Origin of the sequence: Xanthomonas arboricola pv. guizotiae (assembly GCF_002940205.1) — a bacterium.
GTDB classification, from domain to species: domain Bacteria; phylum Pseudomonadota; class Gammaproteobacteria; order Xanthomonadales; family Xanthomonadaceae; genus Xanthomonas; species Xanthomonas arboricola_C.
On record NZ_MDSK01000002.1, the window covers coordinates 135,038 to 151,915 of the forward strand.

The window sequence follows — 16,878 nt, forward strand, 5'->3', positions numbered from 1 at the left end:
AGTATTCATCTGATTGTGGCCGCGATGCGCCTGGCGCAAAGTCGATCGCAATGGCTCGACATGGCGACTACGGCAGCAGGATCAGCGTCGCCAGGCCGAGGAAGCTCAGGAACCCCATCACGTCGGTCAGCGTGGTCAGGATCACGCCGCCGGCCAATGCCGGATCGAAGCCCAGCCGTTTCAGCGTCACCGGGACCAGCACCCCGCCGAATGCGGCGGTGAGCATGTTCACCGTCAGCGCGGTGCCGATCACCAGCGACAGCATCGGCTGCTGGAACCAGGCCAGCACGATCAGGCCCAGGCCCACGCCCAGCACCAGGCCGTTGATCAACGCGACGGTGAGCTCCTTCTTGAGCAGGGTCATCACGTTGGACGAGCCGATCTGGCCCAGCGCCAGGCCGCGCACCATCAGCGCCAGCACCTGGGTGCCGGCATTGCCGCCCATGCCGGCGACGATCGGCATCAACGCCGCCAGCGCCACCAGTTGCGCGATGGTCCCCTCGAATTCGCTGACCACGCTTGAGGCCAGGAACGCGGTGCACAGGTTGATGCCCAGCCAGATCAGGCGGCGGCGGAAGGCGCGCCGCGCCGGGCTGAACATGTCCTCGTCCTCGTCCAGACCGGCCGCGCTCATGGCCTGGTGTTCGGCCTGCTCGCGGATGATGTCGACCACGTCGTCGATGGTGATGCGGCCGAGCAGGATGTTGTTGTCGTCCACCACCGGGGCGGAGATCCAGTCGTGGTCCGAGAAGCGCCGTGCGACCTCGTCGGAGCCATCGCCGACATCGATCGCCGGTTGCTCGTCGTCGATCAGGCGGTTGACCGGCGTGCTGTCCTCATGGGTGACCAGCGCGGCCAGCGACACCCGGCCCAGGTATTGATGACGCCGGCTCACCACGTACAGGTGATCGGTGTGGTCGGGCAGCTCGCCGCGCAGGCGCAGATAGCGCAGCACCACATCGACATTGACGTCGGCACGCACCGTCACCACGTCCGGGTTCATCAGGCGCCCGGCAGTGTCCTCCGGATACGACAGCACCTGCTCGAGCCGCTCGCGGTTCTCGCGGTCCATCGACTTGAGCACTTCGTCGATGACGGTGTCGGGCAGGTCTTCGACCAGATTGGCCAGATCGTCGATGTCGAGGTCTTCGACCGCGGCGACGATCTCGTCGGTGTCCATGTCGGCCAGCAGGCTTTCGCGGACTTCATCGCCGACATGCAGCAGCACTTCGCCATCGTCTTCCGGGTCGACCAGCCCCCACACCACTTCGCGCTTGCCGGGCGGCAGCGACTCCAGCAGGTTGCCGATCTCCGCCGGCGCCAGCGTATTGACCAGCCGGCGTACCGGGCCCAGGCGTCCGCTATCCAGCGCATCGGACAGCAATCGCAGCTGGCGCGCGGTCTTGTCGTGGCGGACGGCTTCGGCCATGCGCGGCTCCCTGGAAGAGTGGACACGTCCCGATGGAAGACGCGCTGCTGAGTCAGCACGACATTATCGCTTGCGCACGGTGACGAAACATACAGTGCCGCTCGCAACGCGTTAGAACATCGCCTGCGCGATGCCGCGATCGCTCAGCGCGCCAGGCCCTGCGCGACGTTGGCCAGCCACTTCTCGATCCCCTTGCGGTCGCGCGCGTGCAGCAGCTTGTCGCCCTGCACACGCAACTCGCCCAGGTGGATGTCGCGCACCGCACGGCGCACTTCCAGCAGCGTGGCAGGATGCAGGCTGAACTCGGTGAGCCCCAGGGCCAGCAACATCGGGACGAACCGCGGGTCGCCCGCGATCTCGCCGCACACCGCCACCGGCTTGGCGTACGCGCGCCCGGTGGCGATCACCTGCGCGATCAGCCGCAGCACCGCCGGATGCAACGGCGAATACAACTCGCCCAATGCCTCGTTGTTGCGATCCACCGCCAGCAGGTACTGCACCAGATCGTTGGTGCCGATCGACAGGAAATCGATGTCGTCGATAAAGCAGTCCAGTGCCAGGGCCGCAGCCGGCACTTCGATCATCGCGCCCAGCGGAATGTGCTCGGCGATCTCGTGGCCTTGTTCGCGCAATTGCGCGGCCAGCTTCTTGATCTGCCGGCGCAGCAGCTGGACTTCCTCGCGGCCGCTGACCATCGGAACCAGGATGCGCACCGGCCCGTAGCCGGAGGCGCGCAGGATCGCGCGCAACTGCGCCTGCGCCACCGCAGGCCGGGCCAGCGACAAGCGCACCCCGCGCAGGCCCAGCGCCGGGTTGTCCTCATCGCTCAAGGTCAGGCCGGTGCGGTCGGCCTTGTCGGCGCCCAGGTCCAGGGTGCGGATGGTGACCGGTCGCCCGCTCATGCCCAGCACGGTGTCGCGATAGGTGTGGAACTGTTCTTCTTCGTCGGGCAGCTCGTTGCGCTGCAGGAACAGGAATTCGGTGCGATACAGCCCCAGGCCGCTGGCGCCGAGCGCATGCGCCTTGGCCACGTCCTCCAGCGATTCGGCATTGGCCAGCAGCGTGATGTCGACGTTGTCGCGCGTGCGCGTGGGCTTGGAGCGCAGCCGGCCCAGTTCGCGCTGTTCCTTGGCCAGCGCACGCAGGCGCTCGCGGTAGTCGCGCAGATGCTCGGGGGTGGGGTCGACGATCACCTGGCCCGAGCCGGCATCGACGATCAACACATCGCCATCTTCGATGCGCTGCACCGCGTCGCTCACGCCCACCACCAACGGCAGGTGCAGGCTGCGCGCCAGGATCGCGCTATGCGACAGCGCACTGCCGGCGGTGGTGACGATGCCCACCACCCCTTGCGCCTGCAGCTGCGCCAGTTCGGACGGTGCCACGTTGTCGCAGACCAGGATCTCGCCGGCCACGCCCTTGAGGTCGGGTGCGCGCTTGTGCAGGAACGCATGGATGCGGCCGATCACGTGATCCAGGTCGTCCATGCGGCTCTTGAGGTAGGCGTCCTCCATGCCGTCGAACACCGCCGCCAGCCGGTCGCGCTGCACGCGCAAGGCGTAGTCGGCGCTGTAGCGGTGGGTGCGGATCAACTCGTCCAGGCCTTGCAGCAGCTCCGGGTCGTCGAGCAGCAGCGCATGCAGTTCGAGGAACTCGCCGACCTCGCGCGCAAGCGCGCCATGCAGGCGGTCGCGCAGCTGCTGCATTTCGGTGCGTGCCGCCTCGATCGCCACGTGCAGACGCTGCAGCTGGGTTTCCACCTGGCTGGCGGGCACGCGTTGTTCGGCCACTTCCAGCGTGTGGCTCTGGCGCACGCGCGCGCGTCCGAGTGCGTTGCCGCGCGAGGCGGCGTGTCCACGCAAACGCAGGCTCATATGTGGCCCTGGCGCGGACGCGCCCTGTCGGTCAGCCTCGCACCGACGCGGCGCATGCTCAGCTGTCCTCGTCGAAACGACGCTCGAACAGGTCCACCAGCGCCTGCAGCGCTTGCGCTTCGTCCTCGCCATCCAGCCGCACCACCACGCTGGTGCCCTGGCCGGCGGCCAGCAGCATCACGCCCATGATGCTCTTGGCATTCACCTCGCGGCCCTTGGCCGCCAGGGTGGCGTTGCTGCGGAAGGACGACAGCGTCTGCACCAGCTTGGCGGTGGCCCGCGCATGCAGCCCGAGTCGGTTGGAAACTATGAGTTCGCGTTCAAGCATCGTCGATGATCGCTCCGTTGCGGGTGCCTGCCGCCGCGGTGGCGGGCAGCTCCTGCAATCCTTGTTCGGGGTAGTTCATCACCCGCAGCAGCATCGGCAGGCTGAGCGCGGACACCCGGCGAACCGGCGTGCCGAGCTTTGCCAACCGGCTGGCGAGATTGCTGGGGCTGGCGCCGTACAGGTCGGTCATGACCAGCACGCCGTCGCCGCCGTCGACCCGCCGCATCGCCGACGAGGCCTGGGGCAGCAAGGCGTCCAGGTCTGCATCGAGCGGCACGTCGAACGCTTCGGTCTTCAGCGGCAACTGCCGCAACAGCCCCGTCGCCACGTTCAACAACGCCGCGCCGATGCCGGGATGAGTAATGAGGAGAATGCCACAGGCCATGCCGAAACGTTAACAGGTCGGCATGACCGCGCGATAGCGTTTGCCGGCATCGATGTGTTGCGAAATGAATAGCCGTTTAGGACCGCTGCAGCGTGTCGCGTGCACTGCATGCAGCAAGCGCGCCGCTGCCCACATGGCGATGATCGTGCGTCCGCAGCCTGCCGATGCGAACCGCATCACAAGCGAACGCTGCAGCGCGCACTTGCTGGGCAGCGCATGATCGGAACGCGCCGACGAAATGCACCGATCAAACGTTTTTTCCGCAGGCCCACTGCCTGCGCCAGGCCGATCGATCTGCGACCGGCAGCAAAACAAGGAAGCAGCAGTGACAAAGGCGGCCTGCAGCTCCAAATGAGCCATCAAGATCAAAGTCTCGACAGCAACCGCGGGGCAGGGATCCGATGCCGAGGCCAACTCGCAAGGCCAAGCTTCAAAGCACAGCTGTCATCGACCGTTCGCACATTCCAAGCCGCATGACACCGCTTTGACGATTCCCGAATCCCGAATCCCGAATCCCCGCCCTTCAATCCTGCTCGCGATGAAACGTCGCCACCTCCGGCCAGCCCTGTTCGCGCGCGTGCCGGGCCATGCGCTCGGCCATGTACACCGAGCGGTGCTTGCCGCCAGTGCAGCCGAAGGCGATGGTCACGTAGCTGCGGGTGTCGTTGCGTAGCCGCGGCAGCCAGGTATCGAGCAGATCCACGATCTGCGCGCTGTAGCGCTGCACATCGGCTTCGTTGTCCAGGTACTCGCGCACGCCGGCATCGCGGCCGGTCAGCGGGCGCAGTTCCGGATCCCAGTGGGGATTGGGCAGGACGCGCGCATCGAACACGAAATCGGCCTCGGTCGGCACGCCGCGTTTGTAGGCGAACGATTCGAACAGCAGCGACAGCCGGTCGCTGCTGCCGAGCGCGAATTCGGTGACCACGCGGCGACGCAGCTGGTGCACGTTGAGCGCGCTGGTGTCGATGATGGCGTCGGCCTGCGCACGCAGCGGTTCGGTCAACTGCCGCTCGCGGGTGATCGCTTCCGGCAAGGCCAGGCCCAGATGGCTGAGCGGATGGCGGCGGCGGGTATCGGCGTAGCGCTTGATCAGCGCCTCGTCGCTGGCCTCGAAAAACAGCAGCCGCGCCTCGATGCCGTATTCCTGCGCGGCCTGACGCCATTGCGCCAGCTGGGTCAGGTCGCTGCGGCTGCGGACATCGATGCCAACCGCCAGGCGCTGGTCGCCCAGCGGGTTGCCGCGCAGGCGGCTGCGCACGAAATCCGGCAGCAGCTCCACCGGCAGGTTGTCCGAACAGTAGTAGTCCAGATCCTCGAAGGTCTTCAACGCGACCGATTTGCCCGAGCCGGACAGCCCGCTCACGATCATCAACGTGGAGGGCGCGGTACTCATGGCGTGCGTCGCTCCAGCAGGTTGCTGTGGCGGGCGATGAACATCGCCGCCGGGTCGATGCCCTTGGTACGCAGGATATGCAGGCGCGTGGCGGCTTCGGTCAGCACCGCCAGGTTGCGGCCGGGCATCACCGGCAGGGTGATCAGCGGCACATCCAGATCCAGCACGTGCCGGCTGCCGGAATCGCCGGTCAGGCGTTCGTAGCCGGACGGGGTGGGCTCGGTCATCGGGCGGGTCAGGTGCACGATCAGGCGCAGGTACTTGTTCTTCTTCACCGCGGTGTCGCCGAACATGTCGCGCACGTTCAACACGCCCAGGCCGCGCACTTCCAGCAGGTCCTGCAGCAGTTCCGGGCAGGTGCCGTCGAGCACATCGGGGGCGATCTGGGTGAATTCGGGCGCGTCATCGGCCACCAGCCGGTGGCCGCGGCTGAGCAGCTCGAGCGCCAGCTCGCTCTTGCCCGAGCCGGCCTCGCCGGTGATCAGCACGCCGATCGAATAGATCTCCATGAACACGCCATGCAGCGTGACCCGCGGCGCCAGCGTGCGCGCCAGGTGGTAGGAGAGGTGATTGAGCAGTTCATGGCCGCGCTTGGGCGAGATCCACAGCGGCGTGTTGGATTCGTCGGCGGCCGCGCGCAGGTCTTCCGGGCACGACTGGTTCTTGCTGATCGCCAGCGCCAGCGGTTGTACCTGGATGATCTTCTCGATGGTTTCCCAGCGTTGCCGCGCATCCAGCGAATCCAGCCAGGCCAGCTCCTCGGTGCCCAGGATCTGCACCTTGTTGGGATAGATCACATTGAGATAGCCGGCCAGCGACGGGCGGCGTGCGTTGTTGCTGCCGGCCTGGATCTCGCGGTGCTCGCCCTTCTGGCCGGCCACCCAGCGCAGCGCCAGCTTGTCGCGTTGCTGGTCGAACAGTTCGCGTGCAGTGATGCTGGTATTCATGCGGCGCTGGCCTGTGCTGGCGGTGCGTCGGTGAGCAGCGCCAGCAAGGCGTCGGCATTGGGGGCGGCGCGCAACTGCTGACGGAAGTCCGCATCGGAAAACCGCTCGGCCAGTTCCGACAGCAGCATCAGATGCTGGTGGGTGTAGTGCGCAGGCACCGCCATCGCGAAGATCAGGTCCACCGGCTCGTCGCCGCCGAAGGCCACGGGTGTGTCCAAGCGCAGCAAGGCGCCACGCGGTTCGGTGAGATTGGGACAGCGCCCATGCGGGATGGCGATGCCGTGACCGATGGCGGTGCTGCCCAGGGCCTCGCGTTCGCACAGGTTGGCGTAGAGCTCGTCGGCGCCGGCCTGGCGGCAGGACAGCAGGTCGGCGGCGGTGTGCAGGACGGTGTCGCGATCGGCGGCCGGCGACACCACGGTGCGCACGGCCGCCATCAGATCGGTTAAAGGCATGGGGGCATCAAGCGGGAAGCGTCACGCGGGATTGTCGCGCACCTCGCGTGCATGGTGGTTACATTTCTTTTCCTTGTGCTTGAGCACCAGGCGGTCGAGCTTGTCGACCAGCAGGTCGATGGCCGCATACATGCTGGAGCCGCTGGCATCTGCGTGCAGGGTACGACCGGGAAGGTTGACGGTGGCGACCACGTGGTGGTCTGGCTTGCGAACGGCCAGCTGGGTGCGGACTTCGCAGTGCTGGTCGAAATGGCGCTGCAGTCGTTGCAGCTTGCTTGCCACGTACTCCCGCAGCGCCGGGGTCACTTCAAGCTGGTGGCCATACGTCTCGATACGCATCGGATACCTCCATTGGTCGGTGGGCCAATGAACCGTTCCGGTGATCCGACAAACCCGGCGCAGGCCGGCGTTGCGGTGGTTGCAACGTCAGGCGATGCGGACGCGTTCGTGGGAGGCGGAAATGTTCATGGCCTCACGATACTTCGCAACGGTGCGCCGCGCCACTGGTACGCCGGATGTTTTCAGCAGATCGGCCAGTTTGGCGTCGGACAAGGGTTTGCGCGGGTTTTCCGCCTCGATCAGGCGCCGGATCATGGCCTGGATGGCGGTGCTGGAGGCCTCCCCGCCGCTGTCGGTGTCGATGCCGGAGGCGAAGAACGAACGCAGCGCGATGGTGCCGCGCGGGGTGCGCACGTATTTGCGGGCGATCGCGCGGGAAATGGTGGATTCGTGCAGGCCGAGCTCGCCGGCGATCTCGCGCAGGGTCAGCGGACGCAAGGCCTGCGCGCCGAATTCCAGGAACCCGGCCTGGTGCTGCAGCAGGCAGCGCACCACCCGCAGCAGGGTCTCGCCGCGCGCCTCCAGGCTCTTGAGCAGCCAGCGCGCCTCCTGCAGCTGACCGCGCAGGTAGCCGGCGTCGGACTCGCCGCAACTGCGGATCAGGTTCTCGTAGCCGCGGTGGATGGTGACCTTGGGCTGCGCGCGGCCGGCGAGCGAGGCCCGCCACACGCCGCGCTGGCGCCAGATCACGCAGTCCGGCACGACGTAGGTGTCCTGCGACAGGTCGCCGATCTGCTTGCCCGGGCGCGGGTCCAGCGAGCGCACCAGCTGGACCGCCTGCTCGACATCGGCGGTGGAGCGCTTGAGTTCGTGCGCCAGGCCGGCCACGCCGCTGCGCGGCAGGCGCTCCAGCGGGCCGGCGACGATCTGCAGCGCCAGCGCGCGCCCCGGAGTGGCCGGGTCGAGCACCGCCAACTGCAGTGCCAGGCATTCGCCCAGAGTGCGCGCACCCACGCCGACCGGGTCGAAGCGCTGGATCTGGTGCAGCACGGTCAGCACTTCGGCCTCGTCCACCGCCGCACCGAGCGCCAGCGTTTCCAGAATCGCCGACAGCGGCTCGCGCAGGTAGCCGTCCTCATCCAGCGCATCGATCAGCAGCGCGCCGATCTGGCGGTCGCGCGGCGACAGCGGCGACAGGTGCAGCTGCCACAGCAGGTGGTCGGCCAGGGTTTCGGATTCGGCTACGCGCTCGGCGGCATCGCCGGATTCGTCGTCGTCGAAGCTGCCGCCGCTGCCCGACCCGGTCCACTGCAGTTCGTCCTGCGACCAGTCGTCGTCGCGCTCGGCCGGCGCCGGCTCTTCGCGCGGGGTGTCGTCGGTGGAGGCGGCCGACGACGCGTCCACCGGCAGCTCGTTGGCCGCATGCGCGGCCTCGTCGGCCCATTCCAGAAGCGGATTGGTCTCCACCGCTTCGGCGATTTCCAGTTCCAGCTCGGTGGTGGACATCTGCAATAGCTTGATCGCCTGACGCAATTGCGGCGTCATGACCAACTGTTGTCCTAGCGATGTCTGAAGCCGGGCTTTCATCTTTTCCCCATGTTCTGTTGCATGTCCAACAGATCTTATGCGATTGTGAAGGCGCCGATCGTCGGCTATTCAATCTAAGGATGGTTTTATGTATAGCTTGGGCTCATGGGTCAAAGTCGTAGCTTCAGTCGGTATGCTTTCTTTTGCTCTAGTTATTCCGGATGCGAAAGCGTCTGATGAAGTTGAAATTAATGGTAACACTTATAGTTGTACAAATCGTTGCGTAGTTACTGTTACCGCTGGTGGCTATAGTGTCAGAGATTGTTGTGGGGGGCGCCTTTTTGTGACGCTAGCGAGATAATCTGGATCGCATTAGTTGGATGGTCTATTTTATTGAGGGCTGGTCATGAAGACTGTACTTTACTTTTGTGCAATTATTTCTGTGATTTTCGCAGGACTTCATTTATTTTTTTTTCGTGAAGGTCTTGAGCGAAGTAACGAGATTTTTGTGGCCAGTCCTCTTAAAGAAGAGCATAAGGTAGGCGAGTCTAATGCTGGGATTTCTGTCCTGCCATCTCCTGCTGGTTTGATTGATAAGGGGTCTTCAATCGTCCCCAATTCTAAAATCACTTCGCCTGTAGATGTCAAAGTGGTGCTTGCTGGTGCCTTGTCTAGAGACGGTCAGCTAAATTTGCTGAAAGCTGGCTACTTGTTGGATGATTTGAAATTTCAGCCTGCTTTGAATGCTGTTTCTAATAGTGCCAACGGAAGTTATAATGCTATTAGGGTAAGGAGTGAGATTTATGCTGCTATTAATGATTTTTCTGGGCGGCATGGTGGCTCAAGGCTTGTGCAGCTTGAGTGTAATGAAGCTCTTTGTATGGGGGAGTTCAATTCCCGTAACAAGGGTGATTATAAGGCCATGGTGCACGAGGTTTTTGAGGTGGATGGTGCATTTAGTTCTTTTGTGGATAAGTCAATTAAAATTGAGGGGGGGGAGTCCTATCGTTTCTTAGTTACTATAGGGGGGGGCGGGAAAGGCGTGGCAGGGCGCTAAGATCCTATTTACAGTAGGGTTGCTAAAGTTGGAAGCTATCACCTAGGTAAACACGCCTCACATCTGAGTTCGAAAGTATTGAACTTGGGGATCCCTGCGCCAGCACGCCCCCTTCAGCGAGAATATACGCGCGATCGCAGATTCCCAAGGTTTCGCGCACGTTGTGATCGGTGATCAACACGCCGATGCCGCGTTCCTTGAGGTGGATGATGATGCGCTGGATCTCGCCGACAGAAATCGGATCCACGCCGGCAAAGGGTTCGTCGAGCAGCATCATGCGCGGCTTGGCGGCCAACGCGCGCGCGATTTCGCAACGGCGCCGCTCACCACCGGACAGGCTGGCGCCCAACTGGTCGGCCACATGGGTGATCTGCAATTCTTCCAGCAGCGAGGTCAGTTCCTTCTCGCGCCCCGCACTGTCCAGGTCTTCGCGCAGCTCCAGCACCAGGCGGATGTTGTCGGCCACGGTGAGCTTGCGGAAGATCGAGGGCTCCTGCGGCAGATAACCAACGCCGAGTTTGGCGCGCGCGTACATCGGCTCGGCAGTGAGGTCGCGGCCGTCCAGCTCGATACGCCCGGCATCGGCCTCGACCAGGCCGACGATCATGTAGAAGCAGGTGGTCTTGCCGGCGCCGTTGGGGCCGAGCAGGCCGACCACTTCGCCGGCCTCGAGCGTGAGGCCGAATTCCTTGACCACTTCGCGTTGCTTGTACTTCTTGCGCAGACCGGTGGCGACCAGCATTACTTCTTCCCCTGCGGCTTGGCAACGGCGGGCTTGGCGGCAGGTGCCGGAGCAGGCGTCGCCGCCGCAGGCGCCGCGGTCTTCGGCTGGATGATCGTACGCACGCGGCTGCCGTCGCCGCCGCTCTGCATGTTGCCGGTCTTGGTGTTGTAGACCATGCGCTGGCCGGCGTTGGAACCCTTGGGCGACTTAATGCTGTAGTTGCCAGTGAGCACGATGATCTCTTCGCCAACCTTGTACTCAATATTGTCCGCTTGCCCGTTCATCAATGAACCATCATCCATTTCTTGCTTGAGCGTGGCTTGCTTGCCGCCCAATATCACACGGTCAATCTCGCCATTTTTACGATGAAGATCGGCAGTTTCTGCATGAATCTCAAGTGTTCCTTGCACGATCACGACGTTTCCCGAGTAGCGGATTACGCCGTTGTCGTCGAGCATGTTGCCGTCCTGCCTAGTCGAATCGATCGTCATCGGCTGGTTACGATCGCTGGTCTTGGCCAATGCAGCCATGGGCAGCAACAGCGCGAGCAACATCAAGTTAGCGGGCAGCATTCGGTTCATAGCGGGTCTTGACCTGGGAAAGGAGCTTGTACTGGCGTGATTTGAGATCGGCCTCGAAGCCGACCCCGCTCTGCATGATACCCGGCCGGCTCATGCTCACCGGGGCCGCGGTCTTGGCGAGGTTCTGCTGCGGGAACACGTCCAGGCTCTGGGTGCGGAACGTGGTCGGCGGGGTCGCGCCGCCGGTGGGGCTGTCGCCCTCGACATCGCCGCGCAGGCGCAGCTCGTCGCCCGTGGGGCTGATCCAGCCGGTCTTGGAGCGCAGCGTCCACGGTTGATTGGTGTTGTCGGGCAGCAGGAACACCGGGGTGGTGACTTCGGAAGTGCGATCGGCGCGGTTGCGATGCATCTCCGGCGCGCGCAGCGTCATCGATTCCTTGCCGGTTTCCTTGTCCAGCGCAATCAGTTCGAAGTCGCGCAGCACGTAGTCGGCGCGCGCATCGTCTGTCGCCGCGGCGACCGGCCGCGCGCGCTGCTGCCACGCCGACCAGCCGGAAATCACCGCGGCGGCGAACAGCGCCACGCCCAGGGTGGTGCGCCAGTTCCAGCTCATGCGGAGAACCTTTCGATGATGCCCTCGACCTGACCCTGCGCGGCCAGCACCACATCGCAGACCTCGCGCGCGGCGCCTTCGCCGCCACGTGCCCGGGTATGCCACTGCACGCGCTCGGCGATCCACGGGTGCGCGTTGGCCGGTGCCACCGGCAGGCCGACCGCCAGCAGGGCCGGCAGGTCCGGCAGGTCGTCGCCCATGAACAACACCTGGTCCAGCGACAGGCCGTGCTCCTGGCACAGGGCCAGCACCGCCAGGCGCTTGTTCTTGACCCCGATCTGCACGTGCAGGCCCAGATCCTGGCCGCGTTTTTCCGCCGACAGGCTGGCGCGCGCGGTGATCAGCGCGACATGGATGCCGGCATGGTCGAGCTGCTTGAGCCCCTGGCCGTCGAGCACATTGAACGACTTGCTCTCGTTGCCGGCATGGTCGTAATAAAGACGGCCGTCGGTCAGGGTGCCGTCGACGTCGAAACAGGCCAGGCGGATACGCGCGGCGCGGTCGGTGATGTCGGCGGGCAGGTGTTGCAGAGGGGAATAGGGCATCGGCACGAATCGGTGAGAACGGGGTTCCAACGGTAGAAAACTGAACCTGTTAAACCACTTTGGCGCGCAACAGGTCGTGAATGTTCAATGCGCCCACCGCGCGCTGCTGCGCGTCGACCACGATCAAACCGTTGATCTTGTAATCCTCCATCAGCCGTGCGGCTTCGGCGGCCAGCTGGTCGGCGCCGATGGTGCGTGGGTTGCGTGTCATCACCTGGGCGATGCCGGCGCTGCGCACGTCGATCTCGCTGTCCAGCGCGCGGCGCAGGTCGCCGTCGGTGAACAGGCCGATCAGGCGGCCGTCTGCGTCCACCACGGCGGTCATGCCCAGCCGCTTGCGGCTCATTTCCATCAGTGCCTCGCTCAGGCTGGCGTCCTCGCGCACGCGCGGCAGGTCGTCCCCGGCATGCATCACGTCGGTGATGTGCAGCAGCAGGCGGCGGCCCAGGCTGCCGGCCGGATGCGAGCGCGCGAAGTCGTCGGCGGTGAAGCCGCGTGCATCCAGCAGCGCGACCGCCAGGGCGTCGCCCATCGCCAGCGAGGCGGTGGTGCTGGAGGTCGGCGCCAGATGCAACGGGCAGGCTTCGGCCGACACGCTCACGTCCAGGTGCACGTCGGCGGCCTGGGCCAGGCTGGAGCTCGCGCGCCCGGTCATGGCGATGATCGGGTTGCCCTGGCGCTTGAGTACCGGCAGCAACATGCGCACTTCGTCCGATTCGCCGGAGTAGGACAGCGCCAGCACGATGTCGGCCGCGGTGATCATGCCCAGGTCGCCGTGCCCGGCCTCGCCCGGATGCACGAAGAACGCCGGGGTACCGGTCGAGGCCAGGGTGGCGGCGATCTTGCGCGCGATATGCCCGGACTTGCCCATGCCGGTGGCCACCACGCGCCCGCGCGAGGTCAGCACCAGCCGGCAGGCCGCGGCGAAGTCGCTGCCGATCCGCGCGCCCACGCTGGCCAGCGCCTCGCGCTCGATCTCCAGCACGCGCTGGCCGCTGGCGACCAGGCTGGCGTCGCTGACGGTGGCGGAGGGCAGGTGCGAGACGGCCATGCGGGACTCGGGTGAAGAGTAGAATGTGCGCTCATTTTATGAGGAAACGCCCTGTGGACGCCGAAACCATCCGTAAACTCATCGAATCCGGCTTGCCCGAAGCCCGCGTCGACGTGCACGGCGACGACGGTGTGCACTTCGAGGCGACCGTGATCAGCCCCGCATTCGCCGGCAAGGCCCCGTTGGCGCGCCATCGCATGGTCTACGCGACCCTGGGCGAACTGATGGGCGGCGCGATCCACGCGCTGCAGCTCAAGACGCTCACGCCCGACGAAGGCTGAGCGTCAGTCGGATCCTGGCCTGTCGGGCTGCGCCTGCGCCCCGACTGCCAGGTGCCCGGCCGGCTCCTGGCGACGCTTCCCATTCCCCCGACATCCCTTTTCGGATTCCCCAAGCTCCCATGGCAAAAATCGTAGTGACCGGCGGCCAAGCGCTGCACGGTGAGGTCAATATTTCCGGCGCCAAGAACGCGGTGCTGCCGATCCTGTGCGCCACCCTGCTGGCCGATGCGCCGGTGGAGATCAGCAACGTGCCGCATCTGCACGATGTGATCACCACGGTGAAACTGCTCAGCGAGCTGGGCGCCGAGGTCACCATCGACGAAGGCACGCTGGCCAAGGGCCGCTCGATCCTGGTCGACCCACGCTCGGTCACCCACCAGGTCGCGCCCTACGAGCTGGTCAAGACCATGCGCGCCTCGATCCTGGTACTCGGCCCGCTGCTGGCGCGCTACGGCACCGCCGAAGTGTCGCTGCCCGGCGGCTGCGCGATCGGCTCGCGCCCGGTCGACCAGCACATCAAGGGCCTGCAGGCGCTGGGTGCGGAGATCAGCGTGGAGAACGGCTACATCAAGGCCACCAGCAAAGGGCGCCTGAAGGGCGGCCGCTACGTGTTCGACATGGTCAGCGTCACCGGTACCGAGAACGTGCTGATGGCCGCCGTGCTGGCCGAAGGCACCACCGTGCTGGAGAACGCGGCGATGGAGCCGGAAGTCACCGACCTGGCCGACTGCCTGATCGCACTCGGTGCGCAGATCGAAGGTGCCGGCACGCCGCGCATCGTGGTGCAGGGCGTGGAGCGCCTGGGCGGCGGGCACCATGCGGTGCTGCCGGATCGCATCGAGACCGGCACCTTCCTGGTCGCCGCGGCGATGACCGGCGGCAGCGTCAGCGTGCGCCGCGCCCGTCCGGACACCCTGGACGCGGTGCTGGACAAGCTCACCGAAGCCGGTGCCAGCATCACCACTACCGCCGACAGCATCACGCTGGACATGCACGGCAAGCGCCCGCGTGCGGTCAACCTGACCACCGCGCCGTACCCGGCGTTCCCCACCGACATGCAGGCGCAGTTCATGGCGCTCAACTGCGTGGCCGACGGGGTGGGCGTGATCAACGAAACCATCTTCGAAAACCGCTTCATGCACGTCAACGAACTGCTGCGCCTGGGCGCCGACATCCAGGTCGAAGGCCATACCGCGATCGTGCGCGGCGCCGAGCGCCTCAGCGGCGCGCCGGTGATGGCGACCGACCTGCGCGCCTCGGCGTCGTTGATCCTGGCTGGCCTGGTGGCCGACGGCGACACCACCATCGATCGCATCTACCACCTGGACCGTGGCTACGAAAACATCGAGGAGAAGCTGGGGGCGCTGGGCGCGACCATCCGGCGCATCGCATGATCCTGCGCGGGCGCTTCACCACCCGGCGCAAGATCCTGCTCGGCGTGATCGTGCTGATCCTGGCGTGGCTGGCGTATGCCTGGTCGGTGGGCATGGCGATCACCCAGGGCGTCGAGTTCAAGGACATGGACTGGAACAACGACGGCACCGCCAGCCGCGACGAGATCGCGCAGTCGTTCTATGCGGTGGCGGACAGGAAGACCGTCGAAGGCAAGCGCCATTGCGACCTGTTCTACTGGCGCAGCACCGGCGAGCAGATCCGCGTGGACTGCCGCACGGTGTTCTCCAGCGGCGAGGACAAGGCGGCGGCCAAGCCCTGAGGGTCGAGCGTTTCTGGGTGCTGCGCAGCGTCCGCCGCACGCCGATCGGAACCAAGAGCCCGGCTCGCAGCCGGGCTCTTCCTCGCTGTCGGAGCAGGTTTCCATGCCCCGGTAGGAGCGTGCCCGCGCGCGACGGGGCGTTACCGATCACGCAACGGGGCCTTACCGATCACGCGACGGGGCCTTACCGAGAAAGCCCCGTCGCGCGCGGGCACGCTCCTACCGAGCGCGCCTGGCGCTTAGCGCAGGCCCTTGATGGTCAGATCCAGCGCGTCCTGGCCTTTTTCCTTCTGCAGCAGGCGCGCCGGTACCGGCAGGTCCTTGACCACCCAGGCGATCAGTTCCTTGTCGCCATCCACGCGCGACACCTTGGTCGCCTGTTCCTGCTTGCCGTTGACGGTGATGGTTTCCTTGCCGACCACCTTGTAGCTCATCGGCTTGATCCGGCCTTCGTCGACCATGCGGTAGTTCAGCGGCTTGCCGGCGGCCAGGTCGCGGGTAATGGCCAGGTTGATCAGCAGCGCATCCATGTCGCCGGGCTGCAACTTCACCGGGCCACGGCGGTCCGGCTTGATGTCGCCGCCCCAGGTCGCCTGGCTGGTTTTCCAGTCGTAATTGGCGGTGACGTTGCGGCGCTTGACCATCATCGACGAGGTGTCGTTGCTGCTGACCGGACGCAGTTGGCCGTTGCTCTCTTCGAACACCGTGCTCTGGGTCAGGTTGGCCAGCTGGTTCTGGATGGTGAGCGTATAGCGCCACTGGTTGGCGCCGGCGGCGGCCAGGGTCATGGTGCCGTTGGCCTGCATGCCCATGTAGTTGGCCGAATAGTCGGCCTGAAAGGGCTGCATGGCGAATGCGGGCAGGCTGGACATCGCCAGTGCGGCGGCGGCGATCAGCGAACAGGTGCGGGAAACGGTGTGCATGGGTCAGGCTCCTTGGTATTCGACCAGGCGCAGATCGACCTGATCCTCACCTTTGTCACGTTGCAGGATACGCACCGGCGTGGGAACGCCGTTGGCGATCCAGAGGATGGTTTCGTTGTCGCCGCCGTTGACGCGGTACACGCGCAACGCGTCGTAGCTGAGGTCGCCGACCTGTACCACCTCGGTGGCATCGGCGACCTTGTAGTCGTACTTGCGCACCCGGCCGACATCGACGTAGCGGTAGCTCAGGCTGCGTCCGGGTTGCGCGTCGCGCATCAGCGACAGGTTCAGCGACAGCGCGCTCTGGTCGCCGCGCTGCAAGGGAATCGCCTGCTGGCGCTCCTTCTTCAGGTCGCCGTCCCACTGGGCGCTGGCGGTCTGCCAGTTGTAGACGCCGGTGACCTTCTTGCCGAAGAACATCGCCTTGCGTACCGTGCTCTGGCTCAACGGCACATAGGTGTCGCCATCGACGCGGAACACCGTGCTCTGTTCCAGATTGAGTCCGAGGATGCTGGCAAAGCCCTTGCGGCCGCGCACCGACATGTCGATACGCCACTGGCTGCCTTCGCCGTTGCTGACCTGCATGGTGGCATCGCCGGCTTCCTTGCCACGGTAGAACGCCTGGTAGGTGGCCACGAAGGGTTGCAGTGGCGGCGGCGTCCAGGTGCTGGCCGGCAGGGCCGCTGCCGATGCCGGCGCCGACACCGGAGCGCCGGTGGCTGGCGCAGGTACGGCAGGGGCCTGTTGCGCGCGGCCGGCAGCGGCCGGGGCGAGCAGGGCAGTGGTCAACAGCGCGGTGGCGATCGGGAGGCGTTTCATGCGCTGGGAG

Annotated in this window: 21 protein-coding genes; 4 read left to right on the forward strand and 17 right to left on the reverse strand. The window is 65.5% G+C overall.

What is annotated here, in order from left to right; translation table 11 throughout:
* Positions 1 to 67: 67 nt before the first annotated feature.
* The 10 genes from mgtE to XarbCFBP7408_RS02195 all read right to left on the reverse strand — a co-directional run bounded on the left by mgtE (position 68) and on the right by XarbCFBP7408_RS02195 (position 8,638).
* Entirely contained in the window at positions 68 to 1,429 is a 1,362-nt protein-coding gene (mgtE, locus tag XarbCFBP7408_RS02155; protein ID WP_104560982.1) for a magnesium transporter, read from the reverse strand.
* 143 nt (positions 1,430 to 1,572) lie between these two features.
* Positions 1,573 to 3,303 (reverse strand): phosphoenolpyruvate--protein phosphotransferase, encoded by a 1,731-nt coding sequence (ptsP, locus tag XarbCFBP7408_RS02160; protein WP_104560984.1) that lies wholly within the window; start codon positions 3,301 to 3,303, stop codon positions 1,573 to 1,575.
* Positions 3,304 to 3,361: 58 nt separating this feature from the next.
* Positions 3,362 to 3,631 (reverse strand): HPr family phosphocarrier protein, encoded by a 270-nt coding sequence (locus XarbCFBP7408_RS02165; protein WP_104560986.1) that lies wholly within the window; start codon positions 3,629 to 3,631, stop codon positions 3,362 to 3,364.
* Positions 3,624 to 4,016, reverse strand: coding sequence for a PTS sugar transporter subunit IIA (locus tag XarbCFBP7408_RS02170; RefSeq protein ID WP_104560988.1), 393 nt, complete (start codon positions 4,014 to 4,016; stop codon positions 3,624 to 3,626). The genes XarbCFBP7408_RS02165 and XarbCFBP7408_RS02170 overlap by 8 nt, the downstream gene beginning before the upstream one ends.
* A gap of 9 nt (positions 4,017 to 4,025) precedes the next feature.
* Complete coding sequence (locus tag XarbCFBP7408_RS22260; RefSeq protein WP_146093726.1) at positions 4,026 to 4,379, reverse strand: hypothetical protein; 354 nt, start codon at positions 4,377 to 4,379, stop codon at positions 4,026 to 4,028.
* A gap of 160 nt (positions 4,380 to 4,539) precedes the next feature.
* On the reverse strand, positions 4,540 to 5,412 hold the full coding sequence (gene rapZ, locus XarbCFBP7408_RS02175; protein WP_181106791.1) for an RNase adapter RapZ: 873 nt from the start codon (positions 5,410 to 5,412) through the stop codon (positions 4,540 to 4,542).
* Positions 5,409 to 6,359 (reverse strand): HPr(Ser) kinase/phosphatase, encoded by a 951-nt coding sequence (gene hprK / locus XarbCFBP7408_RS02180; protein ID WP_005993219.1) that lies wholly within the window; start codon positions 6,357 to 6,359, stop codon positions 5,409 to 5,411. Before hprK ends, rapZ begins: the two co-directional genes overlap by 4 nt.
* Positions 6,356 to 6,814, reverse strand: coding sequence for a PTS sugar transporter subunit IIA (locus XarbCFBP7408_RS02185; protein ID WP_104560990.1), 459 nt, complete (start codon positions 6,812 to 6,814; stop codon positions 6,356 to 6,358). Before XarbCFBP7408_RS02185 ends, hprK begins: the two co-directional genes overlap by 4 nt.
* A gap of 21 nt (positions 6,815 to 6,835) precedes the next feature.
* Positions 6,836 to 7,153 carry a ribosome hibernation-promoting factor, HPF/YfiA family gene (hpf, locus tag XarbCFBP7408_RS02190; protein WP_016904608.1) on the reverse strand — a complete coding sequence of 106 codons (318 nt, stop codon included), beginning with the start codon at positions 7,151 to 7,153 and terminating at the stop codon, positions 6,836 to 6,838.
* Between the two features lie 87 nt (positions 7,154 to 7,240).
* A complete protein-coding gene (locus XarbCFBP7408_RS02195) occupies positions 7,241 to 8,638 on the reverse strand; it encodes an RNA polymerase factor sigma-54 (protein ID WP_429001405.1) in 1,398 nt (465 codons plus the stop codon).
* Between the two features lie 388 nt (positions 8,639 to 9,026).
* Here XarbCFBP7408_RS02195 and XarbCFBP7408_RS22265 point away from each other — a divergent pair, with 388 nt between their 5' ends.
* Positions 9,027 to 9,677: a hypothetical protein gene (locus XarbCFBP7408_RS22265; protein ID WP_146093727.1), complete on the forward strand. Its 651-nt coding sequence runs from the start codon at positions 9,027 to 9,029 to the stop codon at positions 9,675 to 9,677.
* A gap of 22 nt (positions 9,678 to 9,699) precedes the next feature.
* Here the strand turns inward: XarbCFBP7408_RS22265 and lptB are convergent, their stop codons facing one another.
* The 5 genes from lptB to XarbCFBP7408_RS02220 are packed head-to-tail and all read right to left on the reverse strand — an operon-like array spanning position 9,700 to position 13,131.
* Positions 9,700 to 10,419: an LPS export ABC transporter ATP-binding protein gene (gene lptB, locus XarbCFBP7408_RS02200; protein WP_104560994.1), complete on the reverse strand. Its 720-nt coding sequence runs from the start codon at positions 10,417 to 10,419 to the stop codon at positions 9,700 to 9,702.
* Entirely contained in the window at positions 10,419 to 10,982 is a 564-nt protein-coding gene (gene lptA / locus XarbCFBP7408_RS02205; protein ID WP_104560996.1) for a lipopolysaccharide transport periplasmic protein LptA, read from the reverse strand. The genes lptB and lptA overlap by 1 nt, the downstream gene beginning before the upstream one ends.
* Positions 10,960 to 11,535 (reverse strand): LPS export ABC transporter periplasmic protein LptC, encoded by a 576-nt coding sequence (lptC, locus tag XarbCFBP7408_RS02210; protein WP_016904604.1) that lies wholly within the window; start codon positions 11,533 to 11,535, stop codon positions 10,960 to 10,962. The genes lptA and lptC overlap by 23 nt, the downstream gene beginning before the upstream one ends.
* On the reverse strand, positions 11,532 to 12,080 hold the full coding sequence (locus XarbCFBP7408_RS02215) for a KdsC family phosphatase (RefSeq protein ID WP_024938741.1): 549 nt from the start codon (positions 12,078 to 12,080) through the stop codon (positions 11,532 to 11,534). The genes lptC and XarbCFBP7408_RS02215 overlap by 4 nt, the downstream gene beginning before the upstream one ends.
* Before the next feature lie 49 nt (positions 12,081 to 12,129).
* Complete coding sequence (locus XarbCFBP7408_RS02220; protein WP_104560998.1) at positions 12,130 to 13,131, reverse strand: KpsF/GutQ family sugar-phosphate isomerase; 1,002 nt, start codon at positions 13,129 to 13,131, stop codon at positions 12,130 to 12,132.
* Between the two features lie 53 nt (positions 13,132 to 13,184).
* Here XarbCFBP7408_RS02220 and XarbCFBP7408_RS02225 point away from each other — a divergent pair, with 53 nt between their 5' ends.
* The 3 genes from XarbCFBP7408_RS02225 (at position 13,185) to XarbCFBP7408_RS02235 (ending at position 15,126) form a co-directional block, all read left to right on the forward strand.
* The gene (locus XarbCFBP7408_RS02225; protein ID WP_016905061.1) at positions 13,185 to 13,412 is read left to right on the forward strand and encodes a BolA family protein; all 228 of its coding nucleotides are present in this window, start codon (positions 13,185 to 13,187) and stop codon (positions 13,410 to 13,412) included.
* Between the two features lie 119 nt (positions 13,413 to 13,531).
* Positions 13,532 to 14,806: a UDP-N-acetylglucosamine 1-carboxyvinyltransferase gene (murA, locus tag XarbCFBP7408_RS02230; protein WP_104560999.1), complete on the forward strand. Its 1,275-nt coding sequence runs from the start codon at positions 13,532 to 13,534 to the stop codon at positions 14,804 to 14,806.
* Positions 14,803 to 15,126, forward strand: coding sequence for a hypothetical protein (locus XarbCFBP7408_RS02235; RefSeq protein WP_104561001.1), 324 nt, complete (start codon positions 14,803 to 14,805; stop codon positions 15,124 to 15,126). Before murA ends, XarbCFBP7408_RS02235 begins: the two co-directional genes overlap by 4 nt.
* A 239-nt stretch (positions 15,127 to 15,365) precedes the next feature.
* On the opposite strand, the gene XarbCFBP7408_RS02240 is transcribed toward XarbCFBP7408_RS02235, so the two are convergent.
* The gene (locus XarbCFBP7408_RS02240; RefSeq protein WP_104561003.1) at positions 15,366 to 16,049 is read right to left on the reverse strand and encodes a DUF3108 domain-containing protein; all 684 of its coding nucleotides are present in this window, start codon (positions 16,047 to 16,049) and stop codon (positions 15,366 to 15,368) included.
* Between the two features lie 3 nt (positions 16,050 to 16,052).
* Positions 16,053 to 16,868, reverse strand: coding sequence for a DUF3108 domain-containing protein (locus XarbCFBP7408_RS02245; protein ID WP_104561005.1), 816 nt, complete (start codon positions 16,866 to 16,868; stop codon positions 16,053 to 16,055).
* Positions 16,869 to 16,878 lie beyond the last annotated feature (10 nt).

Bases quoted from the DNA above. Each gene is read 5' to 3' on its own strand.
- XarbCFBP7408_RS02185 (WP_104560990.1), bottom strand. From the start codon at position 6,814: ATGCCTTTAACCGATCTGATGGCGGCCGTGCGCACCGTGGTGTCGCCG.
- XarbCFBP7408_RS02215 (WP_024938741.1), bottom strand. From the start codon at position 12,080: ATGCCCTATTCCCCTCTGCAACACCTGCCCGCCGACATCACCGACCGC.
- XarbCFBP7408_RS02245 (WP_104561005.1), bottom strand. From the start codon at position 16,868: ATGAAACGCCTCCCGATCGCCACCGCGCTGTTGACCACTGCCCTGCTC.
- XarbCFBP7408_RS02170 (WP_104560988.1), bottom strand. From the start codon at position 4,016: ATGGCCTGTGGCATTCTCCTCATTACTCATCCCGGCATCGGCGCGGCG.
- murA (WP_104560999.1), top strand. From the start codon at position 13,532: ATGGCAAAAATCGTAGTGACCGGCGGCCAAGCGCTGCACGGTGAGGTC.
- lptA (WP_104560996.1), bottom strand. From the start codon at position 10,982: ATGAACCGAATGCTGCCCGCTAACTTGATGTTGCTCGCGCTGTTGCTG.
- ptsP (WP_104560984.1), bottom strand. From the start codon at position 3,303: ATGAGCCTGCGTTTGCGTGGACACGCCGCCTCGCGCGGCAACGCACTC.
- XarbCFBP7408_RS02195 (WP_429001405.1), bottom strand. From the start codon at position 8,638: ATGACGCCGCAATTGCGTCAGGCGATCAAGCTATTGCAGATGTCCACC.
- lptC (WP_016904604.1), bottom strand. From the start codon at position 11,535: ATGAGCTGGAACTGGCGCACCACCCTGGGCGTGGCGCTGTTCGCCGCC.
- lptB (WP_104560994.1), bottom strand. From the start codon at position 10,419: ATGCTGGTCGCCACCGGTCTGCGCAAGAAGTACAAGCAACGCGAAGTG.
- rapZ (WP_181106791.1), bottom strand. From the start codon at position 5,412: ATGAGTACCGCGCCCTCCACGTTGATGATCGTGAGCGGGCTGTCCGGC.
- mgtE (WP_104560982.1), bottom strand. From the start codon at position 1,429: ATGGCCGAAGCCGTCCGCCACGACAAGACCGCGCGCCAGCTGCGATTG.
- XarbCFBP7408_RS02220 (WP_104560998.1), bottom strand. From the start codon at position 13,131: ATGGCCGTCTCGCACCTGCCCTCCGCCACCGTCAGCGACGCCAGCCTG.
- hpf (WP_016904608.1), bottom strand. From the start codon at position 7,153: ATGCGTATCGAGACGTATGGCCACCAGCTTGAAGTGACCCCGGCGCTG.
- XarbCFBP7408_RS02240 (WP_104561003.1), bottom strand. From the start codon at position 16,049: ATGCACACCGTTTCCCGCACCTGTTCGCTGATCGCCGCCGCCGCACTG.
- XarbCFBP7408_RS02235 (WP_104561001.1), top strand. From the start codon at position 14,803: ATGATCCTGCGCGGGCGCTTCACCACCCGGCGCAAGATCCTGCTCGGC.
- XarbCFBP7408_RS02165 (WP_104560986.1), bottom strand. From the start codon at position 3,631: ATGCTTGAACGCGAACTCATAGTTTCCAACCGACTCGGGCTGCATGCG.
- hprK (WP_005993219.1), bottom strand. From the start codon at position 6,359: ATGAATACCAGCATCACTGCACGCGAACTGTTCGACCAGCAACGCGAC.
- XarbCFBP7408_RS22265 (WP_146093727.1), top strand. From the start codon at position 9,027: ATGAAGACTGTACTTTACTTTTGTGCAATTATTTCTGTGATTTTCGCA.